Annotated in this window: 15 protein-coding genes; 4 read left to right on the forward strand and 11 right to left on the reverse strand. The window is 65.6% G+C overall.

Features of this window, described 5'->3' with window-relative positions:
• Window positions 1-64 precede the first annotated feature (64 nt).
• The 3 genes from KYT87_RS18780 to KYT87_RS18790 all read right to left on the reverse strand — a co-directional run bounded on the left by KYT87_RS18780 (window position 65) and on the right by KYT87_RS18790 (window position 4,162).
• A complete protein-coding gene (locus KYT87_RS18780; RefSeq protein ID WP_219990572.1) occupies window positions 65-715 on the reverse strand; it encodes a thermonuclease family protein in 651 nt (216 codons plus the stop codon).
• A 170-nt stretch (window positions 716-885) separates the two neighbouring features.
• Window positions 886-1,974, reverse strand: coding sequence for a magnesium and cobalt transport protein CorA (locus KYT87_RS18785; protein WP_120156364.1), 1,089 nt, complete (start codon window positions 1,972-1,974; stop codon window positions 886-888).
• A 64-nt stretch (window positions 1,975-2,038) separates the two neighbouring features.
• Entirely contained in the window at window positions 2,039-4,162 is a 2,124-nt protein-coding gene (locus KYT87_RS18790; protein ID WP_219990573.1) for an ATP-dependent helicase, read from the reverse strand.
• Between the two features lie 91 nt (window positions 4,163-4,253).
• Here KYT87_RS18790 and KYT87_RS18795 point away from each other — a divergent pair, with 91 nt between their 5' ends.
• On the forward strand, window positions 4,254-5,150 hold the full coding sequence (locus KYT87_RS18795) for a DUF72 domain-containing protein (RefSeq protein WP_046804102.1): 897 nt from the start codon (window positions 4,254-4,256) through the stop codon (window positions 5,148-5,150).
• 10 nt (window positions 5,151-5,160) lie between these two features.
• Here the strand turns inward: KYT87_RS18795 and KYT87_RS18800 are convergent, their stop codons facing one another.
• Window positions 5,161-6,654, reverse strand: coding sequence for a PLP-dependent aminotransferase family protein (locus KYT87_RS18800; protein ID WP_370638719.1), 1,494 nt, complete (start codon window positions 6,652-6,654; stop codon window positions 5,161-5,163).
• A gap of 96 nt (window positions 6,655-6,750) precedes the next feature.
• Here KYT87_RS18800 and KYT87_RS18805 point away from each other — a divergent pair, with 96 nt between their 5' ends.
• The 3 genes from KYT87_RS18805 (at window position 6,751) to KYT87_RS18815 (ending at window position 10,709) form a co-directional block, all read left to right on the forward strand.
• On the forward strand, window positions 6,751-8,013 hold the full coding sequence (locus KYT87_RS18805; RefSeq protein ID WP_046804103.1) for a 4-aminobutyrate--2-oxoglutarate transaminase: 1,263 nt from the start codon (window positions 6,751-6,753) through the stop codon (window positions 8,011-8,013).
• A 171-nt stretch (window positions 8,014-8,184) separates the two neighbouring features.
• Window positions 8,185-9,654, forward strand: coding sequence for an NAD-dependent succinate-semialdehyde dehydrogenase (locus KYT87_RS18810; RefSeq protein ID WP_219990574.1), 1,470 nt, complete (start codon window positions 8,185-8,187; stop codon window positions 9,652-9,654).
• Between the two features lie 197 nt (window positions 9,655-9,851).
• Window positions 9,852-10,709 (forward strand): inositol monophosphatase family protein, encoded by an 858-nt coding sequence (locus KYT87_RS18815; protein WP_104144270.1) that lies wholly within the window; start codon window positions 9,852-9,854, stop codon window positions 10,707-10,709.
• 142 nt (window positions 10,710-10,851) lie between these two features.
• On the opposite strand, the gene KYT87_RS18820 is transcribed toward KYT87_RS18815, so the two are convergent.
• The 7 genes from KYT87_RS18820 to KYT87_RS18850 all read right to left on the reverse strand — a co-directional run bounded on the left by KYT87_RS18820 (window position 10,852) and on the right by KYT87_RS18850 (window position 20,455).
• Window positions 10,852-11,670 (reverse strand): NAD-dependent protein deacetylase, encoded by an 819-nt coding sequence (locus KYT87_RS18820; RefSeq protein ID WP_120156368.1) that lies wholly within the window; start codon window positions 11,668-11,670, stop codon window positions 10,852-10,854.
• 19 nt (window positions 11,671-11,689) lie between these two features.
• Window positions 11,690-12,637, reverse strand: a complete 948-nt coding sequence (gene epsC / locus KYT87_RS18825; protein ID WP_046804107.1) for a serine O-acetyltransferase EpsC — start codon at window positions 12,635-12,637, stop codon at window positions 11,690-11,692.
• A 148-nt stretch (window positions 12,638-12,785) separates the two neighbouring features.
• Window positions 12,786-13,859: a UDP-glucose 4-epimerase GalE gene (gene galE, locus KYT87_RS18830; RefSeq protein WP_219990575.1), complete on the reverse strand. Its 1,074-nt coding sequence runs from the start codon at window positions 13,857-13,859 to the stop codon at window positions 12,786-12,788.
• An 11-nt stretch (window positions 13,860-13,870) separates the two neighbouring features.
• A complete protein-coding gene (gene pgi, locus KYT87_RS18835; RefSeq protein WP_046804108.1) occupies window positions 13,871-15,538 on the reverse strand; it encodes a glucose-6-phosphate isomerase in 1,668 nt (555 codons plus the stop codon).
• 13 nt (window positions 15,539-15,551) lie between these two features.
• Window positions 15,552-16,955, reverse strand: coding sequence for a phosphomannomutase/phosphoglucomutase (locus KYT87_RS18840; RefSeq protein WP_046804109.1), 1,404 nt, complete (start codon window positions 16,953-16,955; stop codon window positions 15,552-15,554).
• Between the two features lie 20 nt (window positions 16,956-16,975).
• Window positions 16,976-19,237, reverse strand: a complete 2,262-nt coding sequence (locus tag KYT87_RS18845; protein ID WP_120156369.1) for a GNVR domain-containing protein — start codon at window positions 19,235-19,237, stop codon at window positions 16,976-16,978.
• Between the two features lie 81 nt (window positions 19,238-19,318).
• Window positions 19,319-20,455 carry a polysaccharide biosynthesis/export family protein gene (locus tag KYT87_RS18850; protein WP_046804111.1) on the reverse strand — a complete coding sequence of 379 codons (1,137 nt, stop codon included), beginning with the start codon at window positions 20,453-20,455 and terminating at the stop codon, window positions 19,319-19,321.
• Window positions 20,456-20,688 lie beyond the last annotated feature (233 nt).

Consider the following 20,688-nt stretch of genomic DNA (forward strand, 5'->3'; position numbering starts at 1 on the left):
AGGCGGGACGCAGCCAGTACCCAGGCATGCCCTAGCGGGTGCACGGGGCGGCGACCGCCTCTCATCACCCGCACTGGCGCTGGCGCCAGCAGTCATAGCGCCATTTCCAGGGCTGCATGGCGCCTTCTTTGGCCCATAGGCCGCGCTTGGCGTCCTGGGCTTGGCGTTGCAAGCTCGTCATGGCCTTGTCGCGCAGGTAATCGCCGCGCCTGGCGGTGTAGGCCCAGGCGTAGCCGGACTGCACCTGCAAACGGTTGGCCGAGCGGCCGTCATCCAGAATCAGCGCGCAGACGTCGCGGCCGTACTGGTCTTGTTCGTAGCATTGGGCGGTCAGCGTCTTGCCGGCGACCAGATCCGCCAGATTCTTGCGGGACGCTTCGGCAAAGGGTTGGCCGGGCTGGTCGGCGCCGTGGCCTTCTTCAGGCGCATCGATGCTGTCCATGCGGATGCGGCGCTGGCCATCGCGCGCGCGCAGCGTGACGGTGTCGCCATCGGCCACGTTGACGATCGCGCCGGTCAGCGTGTAGCTGCCGGGCGGAATGCCGTCGGCCGCAGGCGAGCGCCCATCGGCCGAGGGCGGACGCGACGGGCGGGGCGAATCGCCCTGCCCCGACGGCTGTAGCCAATTGACGATGGCGCCCGCCGCCGCAAGAATCAAGGCAACGATCAGGGCGGTCAGCTTGCCGCCGCCGCGAAATGGGGGTTTGCCACGCACCGGCCGGCCTCCAGGTAAGAAACGCGGCAAGTGTGCCACAGGCGGCCCGGTTTTTCGTTAATCGACCGTGCGGAAAATGTCCCGGTCGCTTGCCTTGCTGGACGTCTCGCCGCCCCTGCCGCGCCGGCTGGGTTGCCGGCCTGCGTTGCCCGCTGTTCCCCGCCTGCCTTTCATAGCCAGCCGGACTTGCGGAACCGCCAGTACAACACCGAACAGATCGACGCGATGACGCCCAGCGTGATGGGATAGCCCAGGGGCGACTTCAGTTCCGGCATGAATTCGAAGTTCATGCCATAGATGCCGGCAATCGCGGTGGGCACGGCCAGGATGGCGGCCCAGGACGCCAGCTTGCGCGTCGTGTCGTTCTGCGCCGCCTGGCCGATCATGAGGCTGGCTTCGAAGGCGAACGCCAGCGATTCGCGCAACGCGTTGAACAGCTCGTCCACGCGCAGCACGCGGTCGGCGACCTCGCCGAAGTACGGGCGAGCATGCTCGTCCACGGCCGACATTTCGACGCGCGCCAGCCGACGGCATATTTCCGCCATCGGCGACACCACGGTATGAATGCGCAGCAAGTCGCGGCGCTGGCGGTACAGCCTGCGGATATCGGAATCCTTGGCGCCACGGATCAGCAACTTCTGTTCGGCGCCTTCGACCACGCTTTCGATCTTGCCCGCCGCCGCCACGTAGCGGTCGACCAGCCAGTCCAGCACTTCGGAGGCCACGTAGTCGCTGCCGCGCTTGAGCAGGTCGGGCGACGCTTCCAGGCGTTCGCGCAGCGGGCTGTGCGCCGCCGTGGCGCCGCGCCGCACGGTGACCAGAAAGCCGTCGCCGATCAAGAGCTGGGTTTCGCCGAAGACAGGCCGTTCGGCCTCGACCTCGACGGTGATGGTCACGATAAGAACCATGTTGCCGTAATCGATGATCTTGGGCCGCCGGTGCGGTTCAAGCATCTCTTCCTGGTTCTTGCCACAAGCGCCCAATTCACCGGTGACACGGGCCAGCAATTCGGGCGTGGGGTTGCGCAGGCCGATCCACAGCATGCCGGGCGGTTGGCCGGGGCTTAATCCGCCTGATTGCCCGCCTGATTTGCCGTCTGATGGGCCGCCTAGTTGGTCGCTGTTCTGGCTGCTATACCGGCCGATGTGCTGGCCGACTTCATCGATGGGCACTTCGCGGTCGCGGCGGCCGTTCACATAGGCGATGGACGCCACCACCTCGCCCTTGTGGACGTCGGCGAAATTCTCTTCAGCAGACATGGATACCCTTTGGCAATGCGAGCCCTGCGGCACAACTTATGGCATCGGCTGATGATAGCGCAGGCTATGAGAACAGGTTGCGCACCCGCCGGGTCACGTCGATGGCCGGGGCCTGCGCCTCTTTGGGCGGCGCGCCGGCAGGCAGGTCGCCCAGCGCGGGCGGCCGAGGCAGGTGTTCAAACAGCGGCAGCATGGCGTTGGTGATGTAGCGCGTGCGCGAACCGTACACGTGGCGGTCGCCCATGCCCGTCTGCTGATGCACGTAAAAGCGCTGCGGCACGATCAGTTGCAGCCGTTCCTTGGCGCGTGTCATGGCCACATACAGCAGGCGCCGCTCTTCTTCGATCTCTTCGGCGGTGCCGGTGCTCATGTCGGACGGGATGCAGCCATCGACCACGTTCAGCACATAGACAGCCTTCCATTCCTGGCCCTTGGCCGAGTGGATGGTGGACAGGATCATGTAGTCCTCGTCGCGCGACGGCGCGCCGGATTCGTCACTGGTGGCGTCGGGCGGGTCCAGGGTCAGCTCGGTCAAAAAGCGTTCGCGCGACGGGTAGCCCGCCGCCAGCCGCACCAGCTGGTCCAGGTCGGTCTTGCGCACCCGCGCGTCGTCGTACAGGCGTTCAAGCTGGCCGGCGTACCAGCGCAGCGCCAGGTCCACGTCGGCGGGCCAACGCAGGCCCGGGTCGCACAGCGCCGCATAGGTGTCGGCGAACGCGCCCCATTCCTGTTGGGCCGCCGCGCCCGGCTTGAACTCGCGCAGCGCGCGCAGCGGTTCGGCGCTGGCCGCCATGGCGTCCATCAGCTTGCCGGCGGTGGCCGGGCCGATGCCGGGCATCAACTGCGCGACGCGAAAACCCGCCATGCGTCCGCGCGGGTTCTCGGCCCAGCGCAACAGCGACAGCAGATCCTTGACGTGCGCGGCTTCCAGAAAGCGCAGGCCGCCAAACTTGACGAAAGGAATGTTGCGCCGGGTCAGTTCCAGTTCCAACGCGGCGCTATGGCTGGCCGTGCGGAACAGCGCCGCTTGCGACTTGAGCGTGGCGCCGCCCTCGCGCTGCGCCAGCACCTGGTCGGCGACCCAGCGCGCCTGTCCGGCCTCGTCGCTGACGGTGACCAGTTCGGGCAGTTGCGACGAGACGCGATCGGTCCAGAGGTCTTTGGCGTAGCGTTCGGTGGCCAGGCCGATCACCGCGTTCGATGCGTTCAGGATGGGCTGGGTCGACCGGTAGTTGCGGTCCAGCGTGATGACGCGGGCGGGTTTGGGAAACTGCGACGGAAAATCCAGGATGTTGCGCACGGTGGCGGCGCGGAACGAATAGATGGATTGCGCGTCGTCGCCCACCACTGTCAGCCCGCGCCCGTCGGGCTTCATGGCCAGCAGAATGGCGGATTGCAGGCGGTTCGTGTCCTGGTATTCATCCACCAGCACGTGGTCAAAGCGCGCGCCGACATCGGCGGCGATGCCCGGGTCCGTCATCATCTCGGACCAATACAGCAGCAGGTCGTCGTAGTCGAGCACCTGCTGGTCCTGCTTGGCGGCCACATAGCCGCGAAACAACGTCTTCAATTCCTCTTCCCACTGCGCGCACCAGGGGAATGACGTTTTCAGCACGTCGGCCACCGGCGTCTGGCTATTGACCACGCGCGAATAAATCGCCAGGCAGGTGCCCTTCAAGGGAAAACGCGATTTGGTGGATGACAAGCCTTGTTCATGCCGGACCATGCCCATCAGGTCTTCGGCGTCGCCGCGATCGTGGATGGTGAAGGCTTCAGACAGGCCGATGCGCAGTGCGCAGTCGCGCAGCAGCCGCGCGCCGATGGCATGGAAGGTGCCTGCCCAAGGCAACGACGGCGCCTGCTGCGAGCCGCGCAGGTTCATCACGCGTTGCAGCACCGAGCCCACGCGCCGGTCCATTTCCTGTGCCGCGCGGCGCGAGAACGTCAGCAGCAGCATGCGCTGGGGGTCGGCGCCGTTCAGGATCAGGTGGGCCACGCGGTGCGCCAGCGTGTTGGTCTTGCCCGATCCCGCCCCCGCAATCACGAGCAGGGGGCCGTCATCGGAGGCCCCGGCCCCGGCCGAACTTGAGCCCGGCCGCACGCCGAATTCGGCGGCTTCGCGCTGGGCAGGGTTCAGATCGGCAAGGGGATCGGGGCGGGTGTTGGCAGTGGGATCGTGGTCGGGCATGGCGGCAAGTAGGCCAAATGACTGGCTATTTATCCAGCTATCATAGCAGCGTCGTCGCCCTGCCCCGCGCCCCATCCGCCACCCTTTTGCCATGCGTATCCTGACCGGCACCGCCTCCTGGACCGACCCCACCCTGCTCGCCTGCGGGCGGTTTTACCCACCCGACGTGCGGGGCGCCGAAGCGCGGCTGCGCTTTTACGCGTCGCGCTTTTCGATGGCGGAAATCGATTCCAGCTACTACGCGCTGCCCTCAGCTAACAACGCCTATCTGTGGGCGCAGCGCACGCCGGACGACTTCGTCTTCAACATCAAGGCGTTCCGCTTGTTCACCGGCCACCAGACGCCGCTGGCCGCCCTGCCCGGGGACATCGCACGCGAACTGGAAGATTGGCCGGACCCGATCATCTACCACCGCCAGATGCCCGAAGACCTGCGCGATGAAATGTGGCGCCGCTATCAACTGGCGCTGGAACCACTGCGGATGCCGGGCAAGCTGGGCGCGGTGCATTTTCAATTTCCCCCATGGATCCGGCGCGACGCGCGGGGACGCGCGCATGTGGCCGACTGCGCCGCGCGCATGCAAGAGCATTTGATTTCGGTGGAATTTCGCCATCGCAGCTGGTTCGACAGCCCGGGCGCCATCGCCGACACGCTGGCTTTCGAACGCGATCTGGGCGTGGTGCACACGGTGGTGGACGCACCGCAGGGCTTTGAAAATACCGTGCCCGCCATCTGGGAAAGCACGCATCCCGATCTGACGCTGCTGCGGCTGCACGGCCGCAATGCCGACGCATGGAACGCCTCGGGCAGCGCGTCGTCGGGCCGCTTTCAATATGAATATACCGAGCAGGAGCTTGCCGAACTGGTTGAACGCTTCACGCGGCTGGCCACGCAAAGCAGCCAGGCGCATGCCGTTTTCAACACCAACTTCGAAGACCAGGGCATGCGCAACGCGGCGGCATTCGGCGCGGCGCTGCCGCTTTTCTAGGCGGACCCGGTCAAGCCGCCGCGGGCTTGCGGGCGACGTCGGCCAGGCTTTCCAGCAGCACCTCGAACTTGCGCGCAATATCGTTTTCCGGCACGCAGGCATAGCCCAGCAGCAGGCCGGGCCGCCGCCCTTCGGCATTGACGTAATAGCGCGACAGCGCGCGGGTCAGCACGCCCTTGCTGCGCGCCACATCCACCACGCGCAGGTCGTCCATGTCCAGCGGCAAGGTCAGCACCAGATGCAACCCTGCCATGCTGGCGTCACGGTGCAGCCAGTCCGGGCCCAGCCGGCGTTCAATCAGGTTGACCAGCATCGCGCGGCGCCGCCCATACAGCATGCGCATGCGACGGATGTGCGCGGCGTAATGGCCTTCGGAAATGAACGTGGCCAGCGCCGCGTGCGTCATCAGATGGCCTTCGCGGTAGAGCTCGGCGTGCGCGGCCTGGAACGCGGCGGTCAGCGGCTTGGGCAAGACCAGATAGCCCACGCGCAGGCCGGGGTACAGCGTCTTGCTGAACGTGCCCATATAGATGACGGGCGCATCGGGCTCCAAGCCCAGCAACGAGGCGATGGGGCGGCCCGAGAAGCGGAATTCGCTGTCGTAATCGTCTTCGATGATCCAGCTGCCGCTTTGCCGCGCCACGGCCAGCAATTGCCGGCGGCGCGCCAGCGACATCACCGGCCCCAGGGGATATTGGTGCGATGGCGTGACGAAGATGAAGCGCGGCGGCGTGCCGCCGGGTTCGGGCAGGCGCATGCCCTCTTCGTCCACCGGCAGGTGCACGGTGTGCAGGCCGTTGGCTTGCAAGATGGTGCGCGCGCCCCAGTAGCCGGGGTCTTCGACCCAGGCGGTTTCGCCGGCTTCGCCCAGGATGCGCGTCGTCAGGTCGATGGCCTGGTGCGAGCCTTCGGTGATGATGATCTGGTCGGGGTCGCAGTCAATGGAACGCGTCAGCGCCAGATGCTGGGCCAGCGCTTCGCGCAGCGCCGGCAGGCCGCCGCCGTAGGCATAGGTCAACAGATCGGGCGACGGGTTGCGCCACAAATTGCTGACGATGCGGCCAAATTTCTTGTGGGGGAATTCGGTCAGGTCGGGCACGCCGGGCATGAACGCGCCCCACTGGTAGGGCGAGGCCGACACGCCTTCGACAATGGCCGCGCCGCGTGGTGACAGCGCGGGCCCCGGTTGCGCTTGCGCGGGCTGGCGCAGGCGCCGGCCGCTGGCCAGGTAAGAGTCGGGCACCGACGCGTTGACGAACGTGCCGTTGCCCTGCCGGCTGCGCGTATAGCCTTCGGCTAGCAACTGGCTGTAGACGTGGACCACGGTATTGCGGGCAATGCCCAGCTCTGTTGCCAGGTCGCGCGACGCAGGCAAACGCGTGTCGGCGGCGATGGCGCCATCCAGGATCGCTTCGCGTATGCCGCGATACAAGCGCTTGTTCATGGGCTCGCTAGATCCGTCCGCCAGACGCAGCAGCAGCAAGTCACCTACAATGGACCGCAATTGGTTCTACCTGTTTTATCAAAGTGGTTCCCACAAATGGGGCCATCGTAGCATTAAATAAGGTTTTTCCCGCCCACCCTGTTCATCGAGGCTGAGATGAAGAATCAAGACCTGAATACCCGCCGTTCTTTGGCCACGCCGCGCGGCGTTGGCGTCATGTGCGACTTCTACGCAGTGCGTGCCGAGAACGCCACGCTGTGGGACGCCAACGGCAAGGAATACATCGATTTCGCGGGCGGCATCGCGGTGCTCAACACCGGCCACCTGCACCCCAAGGTCAAGGCCGCCGTGGCCGCTCAGCTGGACAACTTCACGCACACGGCCTACCAGATCGTTCCGTACGAAAGCTACATCTCGCTGGCCGAACGCATCAACCGCCTGGCCCCCATCGACGGCCTGAAGAAAACCGCCTTCTTCACCACCGGCGTCGAAGCCGTTGAAAACGCCATCAAGATCGCGCGTTCGGCCACGGGCCGTTCGGGCGTCATCGCGTTCTCGGGTTCGTTCCATGGCCGCACCATGCTGGGCATGGCGCTGACCGGCAAGGTTGCCCCGTACAAGCTGTCGTTCGGCCCGATGCCCGGCGACATCTATCACGTGCCGTTCCCCAACGCCACGCAGTCGATCTCCGTTGCCGATTCGCTCAAGGCGCTGGACCTGCTGTTCAAGTGCGACATCGACCCCAAGCGCGTCGCCGCGATCATCATTGAACCGGTGCAAGGCGAAGGCGGCTTCAACATCACCCCGCCCGAACTGATGAGCGCGCTGCGCAAGCTCTGCGACGAGCACGGCATCCTGCTGATCGCCGACGAAGTGCAAACGGGCTTTGGCCGCACCGGCAAGCTCTACGCCATGGAACACCACTCGGTGCAAGCCGACCTGATCACCATGGCCAAGAGCCTGGGCGGCGGCTTCCCGATCTCGGGCGTGGTCGGCCGTGCCGACGTCATGGACGGCCCGGCAGCGGGCGGCCTGGGCGGCACCTACGCCGGCAACCCGCTGGCGGTAGCCGCGGCCCACGCCGTGCTGGACGTGATTGCCGAAGAAAAGCTGTGCGATCGCGCCAATGTACTGGGCGAAAAGCTGCGCGCCCACCTGGAAGGCCTGCGCGCCAAGGTGCCGGCTATTGCCGACGTGCGTGGCCTGGGTTCGATGGTGGCGCTGGAACTGAACGACGCCAACGGCAAGCCGGACGCTGAAGCCGTCAAGCGCGTGCAGGCCCGCGCGCTGGAACAAGGGCTTATCCTGTTGAGCTGCGGCGTTTACGGCAACGTGCTGCGTTTCCTGTACCCGCTGACCATCCCCGACGCGCAGTTCGACCGCGCGCTGGCGATTTTGTCCGACGCACTGGCAGCGTAACGTTCACGGCCTGAACCCTGTTCTTGGGCCACAGGCACGGTGATTGCGGGCGTTGCGGATCTTTCCGCCGCGCCCGCTGCGCTTTACTGTTGCGCATTGCTGTTGCGCATTGCTGTTGCGCTTTTTTCGCTGCCTTGGCCCCGTTGAATCCCAATCAAGGAGACTTCAATAATGACCGCATTGACCCATCCCCTGTCGCGCCCCGATCTGCTGCGCGACGCCTGCTACATCGACGGCAAGTGGGTTGGCGCCGGCAACGGCGCATCGATCCCGGTTGACAACCCGTCCACCGGCAAGACCATCGTGTCCGTGCCCAAGCTGGGCCGCAAGGAAACCGAACAGGCCATCGCGAGCGCGCAGGCCGCCCTGCCCGCCTGGAGCGCCAAGACCGGCAAGGAACGCGCCGCGATCCTGCTGAAGTGGTCGCAGCTGATGATGCAGAACCAGCAGGACCTGGCTGCCATCATGACGTCCGAGCAAGGCAAGCCGGTGACCGAGGCCGCGGGCGAAATCGCCTACGCCGCATCGTTCCTGGAGTGGTTTGCCGAAGAAGCCAAGCGCATCGACGGCGACGTGCTGCAAAGCCCGAAGGCCGGCCAACGCCTGTTGGCGCTGAAGCAACCCATTGGCGTCACCGCCGCCATCACGCCGTGGAACTTCCCGGCCGCCATGATCACGCGCAAGGTCGGTCCGGCACTGGCCGCCGGCTGCACGATGGTGGTCAAGCCCGCCCAGCAGACGCCGCTGACGGCGCTGGCGCTGGCCGTGCTGGCCGAAGAAGCGGGCGTTCCGGCGGGCGTGTTCCACGTCATCACCGGCAGCTCGCGCGATATCGGCGCAGCGCTGTGCGAAAGCGATGTGGTGCGCAAGCTGAGCTTCACCGGTTCCACCGAAGTGGGCCGCACGCTGATGGAGCAATGCGCGCCCACCATCAAGAAGCTGTCGCTGGAACTGGGCGGCAACGCGCCGTTCATCGTGTTCGACGACGCCGACCTGGACCGCGCGGTTGACGGCATCCTGGCCTCGAAGTACCGCAACGCCGGCCAGACCTGCGTGTGCGCCAACCGCATCTACGTGCAAGCCGGCGTGTACGAGGAAATCGCCACGCGCCTGGTCGCCAAGGTCAACGCCATGAAGGTCGGCGACGGCTTTGAAGACGGCGTGACGCAAGGCCCGCTGATCGACACGAACGCCATCGAAAAGGTGCAAGAGCACATCGCCGACGCCACCTCGCACGGCGCCAAGGTCATTGCCGGCGGCAAGCCGCATGCGCTGGGTGGCACGTTCTTCGAACCGACCGTGGTGCGCGACGTGACGCAATCGATGCGCTTTGCCACCGAAGAAACCTTCGGCCCGGTGGCCCCGCTGTTCCGCTTCGACACCGAAGAAGAAGTCATCGGCATGGCCAACGACACCATCTTCGGCTTGGCCGCGTACTTCTTCACGCGCGACTACGCCCGCATCTGGCGCGTGTCCGAAGCGCTGGAATACGGCATCGTCGGCATCAACACCGGCCTAATCTCCAACGAAGTCGGCCCGTTCGGCGGCGTCAAGCAGTCGGGTCTGGGACGCGAAGGTTCCAAGTACGGCATCGAGGAATACCTCGAAATCAAGTACCTGTGCGTGGACCTTGGCGCCTGAGGCCCCGGCCGGTGCGCGGCGCTCGCCGCGCACCGGGGATAAGCGGCTATCCCCGCCGCTTATCCCCAACAACTGTGGACAACCCGGCAGATAAGTCCTGCACAGCCCGGAAAAGTCCTTTCAATCCAGTCACTTGCGAAACGCGATCAAATGCCGCCCAGGCATGATAGATTTGCGCGTTCCCTGAATGGATCCGTATGAGCAGAACCTTTACCCTTGAGGACACCCGCAAGCTTGCCGCCGTGCTGGCCGAAACGGCCCTGGTGGAAGTCATGCCGCGCTTTCGCAACCTGCCCGAAGGCGCCGTGCGGGGCAAGAGTTCACCGCGCGACCTGGTCACGGATGCGGACGAGGCCGCCGAACGCATGATCGGCGCGCGCCTGTCCAAGCTGTACCCGGGCGCCGTGCTCATCGGCGAAGAGGCGTCCGCGCGCAACCCTTCGCTGCTGAACATGCTGGTCGACGCCGACCTGGCCTTTTTGATCGACCCCATCGACGGCACCCGCAACTACGTGGCGGGCCTGCCCCTGTTCGGCATGATGATCGCCGCCTGCCATCGCGGCGACGTGATCGCGGGGGTGATCTACGACCCGGTCAACCGCGACAGCGCGCTGGCCGTGCGGGGTGAAGGGGCGTGGATGGAATACGAAAATGGGCGCCGGGCGCCGTTGACCGTCGCCGGCCCCGCGCCGCTGGAAGACATGGACGGCCTGATCTCGACGGACGCCCTGCCCGAGCCGCTGCGCACTACCGTGAACAGCCACCTGTCGCGCCTGGGCAGTACCGCGTCGCTGCGCTGCGCCGCCCACGAATACCGCATGTTGGCGGCCGGCCATTGCCACGTTGCGCTGTACAACCAGCTGACGGCCTGGGACCACGCCGCGGGCTGGCTGCTGCACCGCGAGGCGGGCGGCTACGCCGCGCGCTTTGACGGATCGCCCTACAAGCCCACGCACCGCACCGGCGGCCTGCTGTATGCCCCGGATGCCGGCAGCTGGCACGCCGCCCGCCGCGCGTTGCTGGGCGAAGCGGTGGACATCGCGGACGCGGGATGATCGCAAAACCAGGGGTATTCCCTAGGAATTATCCACAGTTCCTGTGGACAACCCTATGGAAAGGTCTGTAACGGCGTCAAAAAACGCTTACAGGACAAGCACTTGCTTAAACCGGTCAAAAACCGGCCGCCGAAAACCGGTGTTACAAGGCTTCCAGCGCGACCGCGCAAGGTTGTTCCACCTTCAGGGTCAAGAGGCTGTCGGCACGCGTGCGGCCCAGGTTGATGGCGGCGATCGGCATGCCGTTGCGTGACGCGGCAGTCACGAAGCGGTAGCCCGAATACACCATCAAGGACGAGCCCACGACCAGCACCGCATCGGCGCTCATCAGGCCGGCGTTGGCGCGGTCGACCCGGTCGCGCGGCACCGTTTCGCCAAAGAACACCACGTCGGGCTTGACGATGCCGCCGCAGCGCGGGCACGGCGGCACGGTGAATTGAGAGAAGTCTTCGCCTTCCAGGTCCGCGTCGCCGTCCGGCGCGTCGGTGGCATCCAGCGACGTCCAGGCGGGGTTGCCGTTTTGCAGGCGGTCTTGCCAGTCGGCACGCCCGCCGCGCCAGTCGCAATTCATGCAGCGCACTTCGTCCAGGCGGCCGTGCAGGTCCACCACGTCGCGGCTGCCGGCCGCTTCGTGCAGGCCGTCCACATTCTGCGTGACCAGCACCGTGATCAAGCCGCGCGCTTGCAGCCGCGCCAGGGCACGATGCGACTCGTTCGGCTGAACATGGCCAAAGCGACGCCAGCCCACCATGCTGCGCGCCCAGTAGCGGGCGCGCGCCAGGTCGTCGCCCATGAACGTTTGCAGCGTCATGGGCGGCTTGCGCTTCCATTCGCCTTCGGTATCGCGGTAGTCGGGGATGCCGGAATCGGTGCTGACGCCCGCCCCCGTCAGCACGAACAGCCGCGGGTGGCGGTCGACAAAGCCGCGCAACGCGGCCAGATCCGAGACTTGGGTGTCCATCCTGATTCCTACGCTGCGTTCAGCCGCCCAGCCCACAATCGGGCATGTCGCTGACCAGGCTGGCCTGCGTGACGTTGCTGCCCGGCGGCACGCTGCGCGTCAGCCAGACGTTGCCGCCGATGGTCGAGCCCTTGCCGATGGTGACGCGGCCCAGAATGGTTGCGCCCGCGTAGATGACGACGTCGTCCTCGATCAGCGGATGGCGCGGCAGGCCTTTTTTAAGCTCGCCGTTTTCGCCGGGCGGAAAGCGCTTGGCGCCCAGCGTCACCATCTGATAGAGCCGCACGCGGTCGCCGATGATGGCCGTTTCGCCGATGACCACCCCCGTGCCGTGATCGATGAAAAAGCTGCGGCCGATGGTGGCGCCCGGGTGGATGTCGATGCCGGTATCCGCGTGCGCGATTTCCGCCACGATGCGGGCCAGCATCGGCACGTTCAGCCGGTACAGCACGTTGGCCAGGCGGTGGTGGATCATTGCCGCCACGCCGGGATAGCACAGCAGCACTTCGTCCACGCTGTGCGCGGCCGGGTCGCCCTGGTAGGCGGCAGTCACGTCCAGGTCCAGCGCGGCGCGCACGCGCGGCAGCTCGGCGCCGAACTGGCGCACGATTTCGATGGCGCGCCGCTGCGTCTCGGCGGGGTCGACGTGTTCGTGCCGGCCGACGTATTGCAGTTCAAGACAGACCTGATGCAGCAGCGCGTCCAGCGCGGCGCCAATGGTGTGGCCCACGTAGAAGTCTTCGACTTCTTCACGCAGATCGATCGGGCCAAGCCGCATGGGGAACAAGGCGCCGCAGAGGTCCTTGATGATCTGGCGCAGGCTTTCCTGCGACGGGAATTCGCGCAGGCCGGAATCTTCGCGCAGGCGGCCGCGCGGGCCGCGCCAGGCGACGCGCGCTTCGCGCAAGCCAGACACGATGCTGTCCAGATTCCAGTGGGCGGGGGGAATGTAGGTGGGCCCGTTCATCGCGACTGCCCCTGGGCGGGGCGGGTGGACCCGGGCTGAGAATGGATGTCAAACATGGGAATGCCTCATTGACGGTGCTACGCAATAGTCCCGTCAACTGTAACCGCTGGCGCCCCTTTTTCAACAGGCCTCCGATATGGCATAGGGGTTATGCCACGGCGGCCTGCACGCCCTGGCTGGCGTCGTCCGCCTCGTAGCCTTGTGGATTGCCCTGCTGCCAGCGCCAGCCGTCGGCGCACATCGCCGCCACGTCGTACGTGCTGCGCCAGCCCAGCAGCGACTCGGCCAGCGACGGGTCCGCCCAGGTGCGCGCCACGTCGCCCGGCCGGCGCGGCATGATCTGCACGGGTATGCGCAGACCGCTGGCGGCTTCAAAGGCGCGCACCAGTTCCAGCACGCTGGTGCCGTGCCCGGTTCCCAGGTTCACGGCGACAAAGCCGCTCTGGCCGGCGCCGTACGCCAGGGCCTGCACGTGCCCTTGCGCCAGGTCCATGACGTGCAGGTAGTCGCGCACGCCGGTGCCATCGACGGTGTCGTAGTCGTTGCCGAAGACGCGCAGGAACGGCTGGCGGCCTACCGCTACCTGGGTCAGATACGGGAACAGGTTGTTGGGCAGGTCACGCGGGCTTTCGCCGATCTGCCCGCTGGGATGCGCGCCGATCGGGTTGAAGTAGCGCAGCGTGACCGCGCTGAACGACGGGTCGGCCGTGCAGACATCGCGCAGCATCTCCTCGACCATCAGCTTGGTGCGCCCATACGGATTGGCCGGGGCCAACGGATGCGCTTCGGTAAACGGCAGGAATTGCGGTTCACCGTAGACGGTGGCCGACGAGCTGAACACCAGGCGGGACACGCCCGCCTCGCGCATGGCCCGCAGCAGCCCCATCGAACCCGTGACGTTGTTGTCGTAGTACTTGAGCGGGTCGGCCACCGATTCGCCGACGGCCTTGCAACCGGCCAGGTGCAACACCGCCTGCACCGGTTGCCCGCGCGCGGCGGCGTCCGACAGCACGCGCTCGATCAGGCCGGGGGTGCGGATATCGCCTTCTATCAGCGCTATCGGCTGGCCGCAAAGCCGTTCGACGCGGCGCACGGCCTCGCGGCTGCCGTTGCTGAAGTTATCCAGCACCAGCGGCCGCTGGCCCGCCGCCAGCATCGCAATCAGCGTGTGCGTGCCGATGTAGCCGGCCCCGCCCGTCACCAGTACGTGCATGCCTGACATGGCGGCGCTCGTCACAGATGCGCCGCCACGCCGGGCACCCACGCATGGCGCGGACGCGGCGCCTGCGTGTGGCTGCGATAGCGATCGATCCAGTACGAGGTGGACGCGTCATGGCCCCAGTCGACCACCCCGGCCGACACCGGCACGGCCAGTTCGCGGTCGATGCCCGTGGCCAGGCGCTTGCCCAGTTCCACGCCGAATTGGTCGAACGGGTTGATGCCCCACACCACGCTTTGTACGAACACCTTGTGTTCGTACAAGGCCAGCAAGGCGCCCAGGCCACGCGGGTCCAGCTGGCGCAGCACGATCAGCGTGGACGGCCGTCCGCCCGGGTGCACCATGTGCTGGGCAAGGCTCAACGCCTTTTCCTGATCGTCGATGTGCGCGACGTCCTGCAACGCTTGCTCCAGGTTCTTGCCGCGCAGCAACGCCTGACGCTGCGCCAGGCAGTTGGCCAGCAGATGGCGATGGGCGTCGGGGCTGTCGGCGTGGCCTTGCAGGCTGGCAATGAAGTCCACCGGCGCACCGTCTTCGCTTTGATGCAACCACTGGAAGAACGTGTGCTGGCCGTCGGTGCCCGGCATGCCCCAGATGATCGGGGCCGTGGGCACGCCCACCGCCGTGCCATCACCCGCCACTCGCTTGCCCAGCGATTCCATTTCCAGCTGCTGCAAATAGGTCACCAGGTGCAGCAGACGCGCGCTGTACGCGGCAATGTTCAGCGAGTTGTAGCCTAGCACGCTGCAGTTGACCAAGCCGGCCAAGGCCAGCTGGATCGGTGCGTTCGCGGCGAACGGGGCGTTCTGGAAATGCTGGTCCATCGCCTCGGCGCCCGCGCGCATGCCGATCAGCACGTCGGCGCCCACGGTCAGCGCAATCGACAGGCCGGCCACCGACCACACGGAATAACGGCCGCCTACCCAGTCGCACATTTTGAACGTGTGGCTGGCGGGCACGCCGAGCGCGCGCGCGGCCGACACGTTGGCGGTAACGGCCGCCAGGTGCTCGGACACGTCCGCCACCCCACCCTGCTTGAGCCACGCAATCGCGGCGCGGGCGTTGTGCATGGTTTCGGACGTGGTGAACGACTTGGACGAAATCACCACCAGGCAACGGCGCGGGTCCAGGCCCGCCACCGCGTCATGGAAGGCGTGGCCGTCGATGTTGGACACGAAGCGGATCTGGCGGCGTTGCGAGGGTCCGCCAAACGCCTGGACCGCCAGGCGCGGGCCCCAGTCGCTGCCGCCGATGCCAATATGGAGCACGGTTGAAAAATCTGCCGTCTGGTCCACCCGGCGCACGAAGTCGCTCATGCGCGAATATTCGCAGACGGAATCGGCGTCCAGCCCGTCCGGTTGCTCGGGCGTGCGCCCGGCGCGAACGGCCGTGTGCCAGGCGGGTCGGCCTTCGGTCCAGTTGACGGGTTCACCCGTGAACAGCGCATGGCGGGCGTCCGCCAGCCCGCGCGCTTGCAGCAGGTTCAGTGCGGCCGCTTCCAGCGCGGGCGATTGCCGTTGCATGGTCAGGTCCACGCACAAACCGGCAGCTTCAATGACTTTAAGCGTGTTGGCGTCAAGTTCGGCGGCCTCGGCAGCCTGCGCGAACGCCTGCCACTCAGGGCTCTGCGCCAGGCCGGAATCCGCCCTTAACGCCTCAATCGCAAAATTGGCCTTTCCCATCGCGTGATGCTCCTTAGAACGGTAAACGAACGAGAGGTGCAATGCGCCGGAACGCGTTGCGGAAATCCTCCTCGATCCGGGCCAGTGCGGCCACGGTGTCTCCTTCAAAACGCAAAACCACCGTCGGCGTGGTGTTCGATGGACGCGCCAGGCCAAAGCCATCGACGTAGTCCACCCGAACGCCGTCCAGATCGTTGATGGAGACCGCGCTGGGGAATTCCCCTTGCTCGCGCAGCAACTTCACCAGTTCGAACTGTTCGCCTTCGGCGGTGTCCAGCTTGATTTCGGGGGTCGCGCAGGACTGCGGCAAGCCTTCAAGAAGGGCAGACGGGTCCGGCGCAGCGGACAGGATCTCCAGCAGCCGGGCGGCGGCGTAGATCCCATCGTCAAAGCCGTACCAGCGCTCCTTGAAAAACATGTGACCGCTCATCTCTCCAGCAAGTAGCGCTCCCGACTCGCGCATCTTGGCTTTGATGAGGGAATGCCCGGTCTTGCACATGGTGGGTTTGCCCCCGGCCTCGAAGATGGCGCGGGCCACGTGGCGGCTGCATTTCACGTCGTAGAGGACCTCCGCGCCGGGGTTGCGGGACAGCACGTCGCGGGCGAACAAAATCAGCTGCCGGTCCGGCCAGATGATCTGTCCCGATTTTGTCACCACGCCCAGCCGGTCGCCGTCGCCGTCGAACGCCAGCCCAACCTCGCAATCGGAATAGCGCAGGCAATAAATCAGGTCTTGCAGGTTTTGCGGGTCGGCCGGGTCGGGGTGATGGCCGGGAAACGAGCCGTCTACCTCGCAGAACAGTTCGGTGACTTCGCAACCCAGCGCGCGAAACAGCGCCGGCGCCACCGCGCCCGCCACGCCGCTGCCGCAGTCGATGGCGATTTTCATCGGACGCGCCATGCGGATGTCGCCCACCAGGCGCGCCGCGTAGCAGGGCTGGATCTGCATCTGCGTGCGTCCGCCGGACACGCTGGCCGATTCGATCGGCAGGCGCATCGCATCGCGCAAGGCGGTGATGCCGTCGCCGTACAGCGACGCGCCGTCCAGCACGATCTTGAAGCCGTTGTGGGCCGGCGGGTTGTGGCTGCCCGTGACGGCGATGCCCGCGCCCGTGTCCATCAGGCGCGTGGCGAAATACACCATCGGCGTGGTGGCCATGCCGATGTCGATGACGTGCATGCCGGCCGAACGCAGCCCGGCCTGCAACGCGGCCGCCAGCTCGACGCTGCTCAAGCGGCCATCGCGCCCCACCACCATCGACCGCGCCCCCAGCTCGCGCGCCTTGGTGCCGGCCGCCATGCCCAGGCTGTGCGCAAAGCGCGCGTCAATTTCGTCCGGCACCGTGCCGCGTATGTCGTAAGCCTTGAAAACCGCATCCAGAATTTGCGGGGTATCCCAGCCAAAAGTTCCGTGCATGCCAGTTTCTCCGGGTGGCGTTACTTGGGACCGTTCTGTTTGAAATCGCCGTAATACGCCGCACGGGAGTATCGATAATTCCCATACTTGGACCGGAAGCCAAAGCGCTCCGGCATCAGTTTCAAGCCGTTGAACAGCACGCCGTCCACCGGCGCGCCGGCCTGGATCAGGCGCTTGGCCGTTTCACGGATTTCGCCCACGGTGTTCATGCCCGAGCGCACCACCACCATCACCGCGGCGGCATGCGTGCCGACCACCGCCGCATCGGGCGAGGACAACACCGGCGCGGTGTCCAGGATCACCATGTCGTACTGCGAGGACAGCTCGCGCAAGGTGGCGCCGAACACGGGCGAGGCCAGCAGCTCGGACGGATCGAAAGTGACCGCGCCGGTGGCAATGAAGTCCACGCCTTCGGACACGCTGTGCTTTCTGACGCGCGCCAGCGGAATCGTGCCGGACAGCACTTCGAACAAGCCGTCTTCCTTGGGCACGCCGAAATAGCGGTTCAGCTGACCCTTGCGGAAGTCGGCGTCGATCAGCAGCACGCGCTTGCCCACGCCGCCCTGGATGAAGGCAAAGTTGGCCGACAGGAACGACTTGCCCACGCCCGCCACCGGGCCGGTGAACATGACCATGTTGTTGGCGGACTGGCGCAGCGACGCTTGCAGCACGTTGCGAAACGATCGCAGGCTTTCGATAGGTGGCGCGTTGCCCTGGCTTTGCGCCAGCAACGCGGGCACCGTGGCGTTCTTGCGGCGGCTGCGGCGCCACAGCTTGTCCTGCATGTCGCTGTACGGAATGGCGGCCAACACCGGCAGGCCCGTGTAGCGTTCAACGTCGTCGGGTTCCGACAGGCCGCCGAACAGCGCGTTGCGCACAAAGGCGCACAGCATGCCGAAGATCAAACCGATGACCGTGGCCACGCCGATGATGATCGCGGCCTTGGGGCGCACGGGGCGGTCCGGTTGCACCGCCGCATCCAGGATGCGCACGTTGCCGACCTTGCCGGCGCGGATCAACCGCAGTTGCTGCGCGTTGTTCAGCAGGCCCGTGTACAGCTCGGTGTTGACGCGCACATCACGCACCAGGCGCACCACGTCCTGCTCCAGGTCGGGCAGCGCCTTGATGTTGTTGCCGATGCGGCTGACATCACCCGACAGCGACGCGATCTGGCGATCGATGGCGACGATGCTGGGGTGCGTGGGGGCAAAGCGCGTGATCAGTTCCTGGCGCTTGGAGCGCAGCTCCATCACCTTGGTCTGCGCGTCCACCGACTGCGCCAGGATCAGCTTGGCTTCTTCGGACAGGTCGATGGTGCCGCGCTTGTTGCGCAAGGCGTTGTACTTGGTTTCGGCCGCGTCCAGCTCGCCCTTCAGGATGGGCAGCTGCTGTTCCAGAAAGCCCAGCGATTTCTCGGCCTGCGCCGCTTTGCGGTTGACGTTCTGCTGCACGTATTCCTGGCCGATCTGGTTCAGCACGGCCGTGGTCAGCGCCGGGTCGTTGCCTTCCAGCGTGACGCCGATCACACCCGACGCGCGGCCTCGTTCAAAGATGCCCAGGTGCGATTGCACGTTTTCGATCGCCGCCAGGCGCGAGCTGCGCGAGATCGTGAACTCGGTGCCGGGCCGGCCCGTCAACGCGTCGATATGCACGTCCATCGCGCCCCCGCCGGGCAACAGGAAGTGTTCCGGCTTGCCCACCGCGCCGCTGAACGTGGCGCCCGTGAACTTGTCCGTCAGCGTGTAGCGGCCCTCGCCTTGCGTGGTCACGCGAAACGGCTTGCCCAGCCATTCGTTGGGCACGTCCAGCTGCGAGATCGCAATCTGTTCGCCGCCCCACGCATAGCCGCCGCGCGGCAGGCTGGACGGATATGGCAACGCTTCATAGCGCTGCGCAAGCCATTCGCCCACCACGGGGAAATAACGCGGCTTGGCGTGGATGTACAACAGGAACTTGTCCACGGCCGGCCCCACCACCATGCGCGAACGCAGCACTTCCATTTCGCCCGAGGTCTCTGCCTTGGTGTCGAACATGGCGGACACGTCGCCCAGCAGGCTGCGCGCCTGGCCGTTAGGCATTTCCTCTTCGACTTGCACGATGATGTCGGCCGAGTACACGGATGGGGTCACCATCACGTAGGCCAGCGCGCCCAGGAAGGCGAGCAACGTGATCCCAAGGATCATCCAACGATTCGAAATAATGGCGTCCACGTGCGAGGACAACGGGGTTTCCTGCTGGCGAGCCGGGACGTTCGGCTCGAATGCTTCGATGGGCAACGACATGCAGCTCTCCAGACGTGGGCGCCGCGGCGGATGCGGCGCCCCCAAAGGCGTTGTTTTGGGCCCGAAGGCCCGAAAGGCGGACTAGTTGATCGACTTGACGGTCTGTACCGTTTGCGCGCTCGGGAACAGATTGCTGATGAAGCGGTTCCACCGCACCAGCGCGGCCGTATCCACGAACACGACGTCTTTGGGTTCCAGCTCAAACTTCGCACCAACAGCCAGGGCTTGCGGCGACTTGGCGTTCAGGTGGAACACCTGCGGCGTCGCTTGCTCGGTACTGCGCACCACAAACACTTGCGACGCGTCGGCCGTCAACTGGTTCGGGCCACCCGCCATGCCCAGCGCCTCGGTCAACGACATGCGTCCATCGCGCATCACGACCGTGGTGGGCAAGAACACTTCACCCATCACGAAAATCTTGCTGTCGTCGCGCGGCGTAACGCGCACGATGTCGCCCGACTTCAGCATGACCTGATTCAAGTCCTGGCCACGTTCGATCAGCGCGGGCAGGTTCACACGGGTACGGCGGCCATCGCGAATGACATAGACGGCGCTGCGGTCAGCGGTGGGCAGCAAGCCACCCGCGCGGTTGACCGCTTCGAGCAGAGTCATCGGAATGTCGTTGATGGCAACCGTGCCCGGCAACTTGACTTCGCCTTCGACGTAGACACGCTTGCTTCGATAGCCCAGCACGCGTACCGTGATCTGCGGATCCTGGATGTACTTGCCGGAACTATTGACTATGAGATTGCGCGCCTGAAGTTCCGTCAACCCCGCCACTTTCAGCAGTCCCGTATACGGAAATTGGATATATCCAGTGGATGAGACGGTATACCCCGGTATGCCCGAGGCGGTATCCCCCATGACTAGTTCGGTCACCCCAGTCCCGATGGCATAGGTTTGCGTCGGAAGGACGAGTTCGGGGTGGTCCCACACCACGATGGAAAGGATGTCGCCCGGCCCGATGCGGTAGGGCTCGACGCTGCCGACCAGCTTTTCGACGCCGTCGTTATCGATCAACGCCTGGCGGTTGCGCAGGTCGTCGACGACCAGGCTGGGGGTGATTTCCTTGATCGGCGCCACGGAGTTCGGGTCCATGGGATCAACAAGGTGGCCGGAATTAAAGGTCATACCGGGAGACAGGGCGCAAGCGCCCAGCGAGGACACGAGCGCGATAGCGGCGATGGCTCGGCTCAACGTTCCGAAAAATGTCGTCATGGCAAATCCACTGTGAATGACTTCGTTGCTTGGAATGGAGCCCGATGCGTAACGGGTTGCGACATTCCACTCTCTTTTCGAAGCCCCGCACATTCGACGGATGTCCTAAGCCTTCTCCTACATCGTTTGGAGGTTTCGGGTACGCCCCGCACTCAATAAGATTTCGTCGGTAGCCACATGTTTTGCGGCAGTGCATCGTTTTTTTCTTCGCCGCAAGAAGACTCCCCACGAAC

Source organism: Achromobacter sp. ES-001 (genome assembly GCF_019448355.1).
GTDB lineage: Bacteria > Pseudomonadota > Gammaproteobacteria > Burkholderiales > Burkholderiaceae_B > Achromobacter > Achromobacter spanius_B.

Coding starts and splice junctions, on each gene's coding strand:
- epsC (WP_046804107.1), bottom strand. CDS start 12,637: ATGAACGGGCCCACCTACATTCCCCCCGCCCACTGGAATCTGGACAGC.
- galE (WP_219990575.1), bottom strand. CDS start 13,859: ATGTCAGGCATGCACGTACTGGTGACGGGCGGGGCCGGCTACATCGGC.
- KYT87_RS18810 (WP_219990574.1), top strand. CDS start 8,185: ATGACCGCATTGACCCATCCCCTGTCGCGCCCCGATCTGCTGCGCGAC.
- KYT87_RS18850 (WP_046804111.1), bottom strand. CDS start 20,455: ATGACGACATTTTTCGGAACGTTGAGCCGAGCCATCGCCGCTATCGCG.
- KYT87_RS18790 (WP_219990573.1), bottom strand. CDS start 4,162: ATGCCCGACCACGATCCCACTGCCAACACCCGCCCCGATCCCCTTGCC.
- KYT87_RS18805 (WP_046804103.1), top strand. CDS start 6,751: ATGAAGAATCAAGACCTGAATACCCGCCGTTCTTTGGCCACGCCGCGC.
- KYT87_RS18785 (WP_120156364.1), bottom strand. CDS start 1,974: ATGTCTGCTGAAGAGAATTTCGCCGACGTCCACAAGGGCGAGGTGGTG.
- KYT87_RS18845 (WP_120156369.1), bottom strand. CDS start 19,237: ATGTCGTTGCCCATCGAAGCATTCGAGCCGAACGTCCCGGCTCGCCAG.
- KYT87_RS18820 (WP_120156368.1), bottom strand. CDS start 11,670: ATGGACACCCAAGTCTCGGATCTGGCCGCGTTGCGCGGCTTTGTCGAC.
- pgi (WP_046804108.1), bottom strand. CDS start 15,538: ATGGGAAAGGCCAATTTTGCGATTGAGGCGTTAAGGGCGGATTCCGGC.
- KYT87_RS18795 (WP_046804102.1), top strand. CDS start 4,254: ATGCGTATCCTGACCGGCACCGCCTCCTGGACCGACCCCACCCTGCTC.
- KYT87_RS18815 (WP_104144270.1), top strand. CDS start 9,852: ATGAGCAGAACCTTTACCCTTGAGGACACCCGCAAGCTTGCCGCCGTG.
- KYT87_RS18840 (WP_046804109.1), bottom strand. CDS start 16,955: ATGCACGGAACTTTTGGCTGGGATACCCCGCAAATTCTGGATGCGGTT.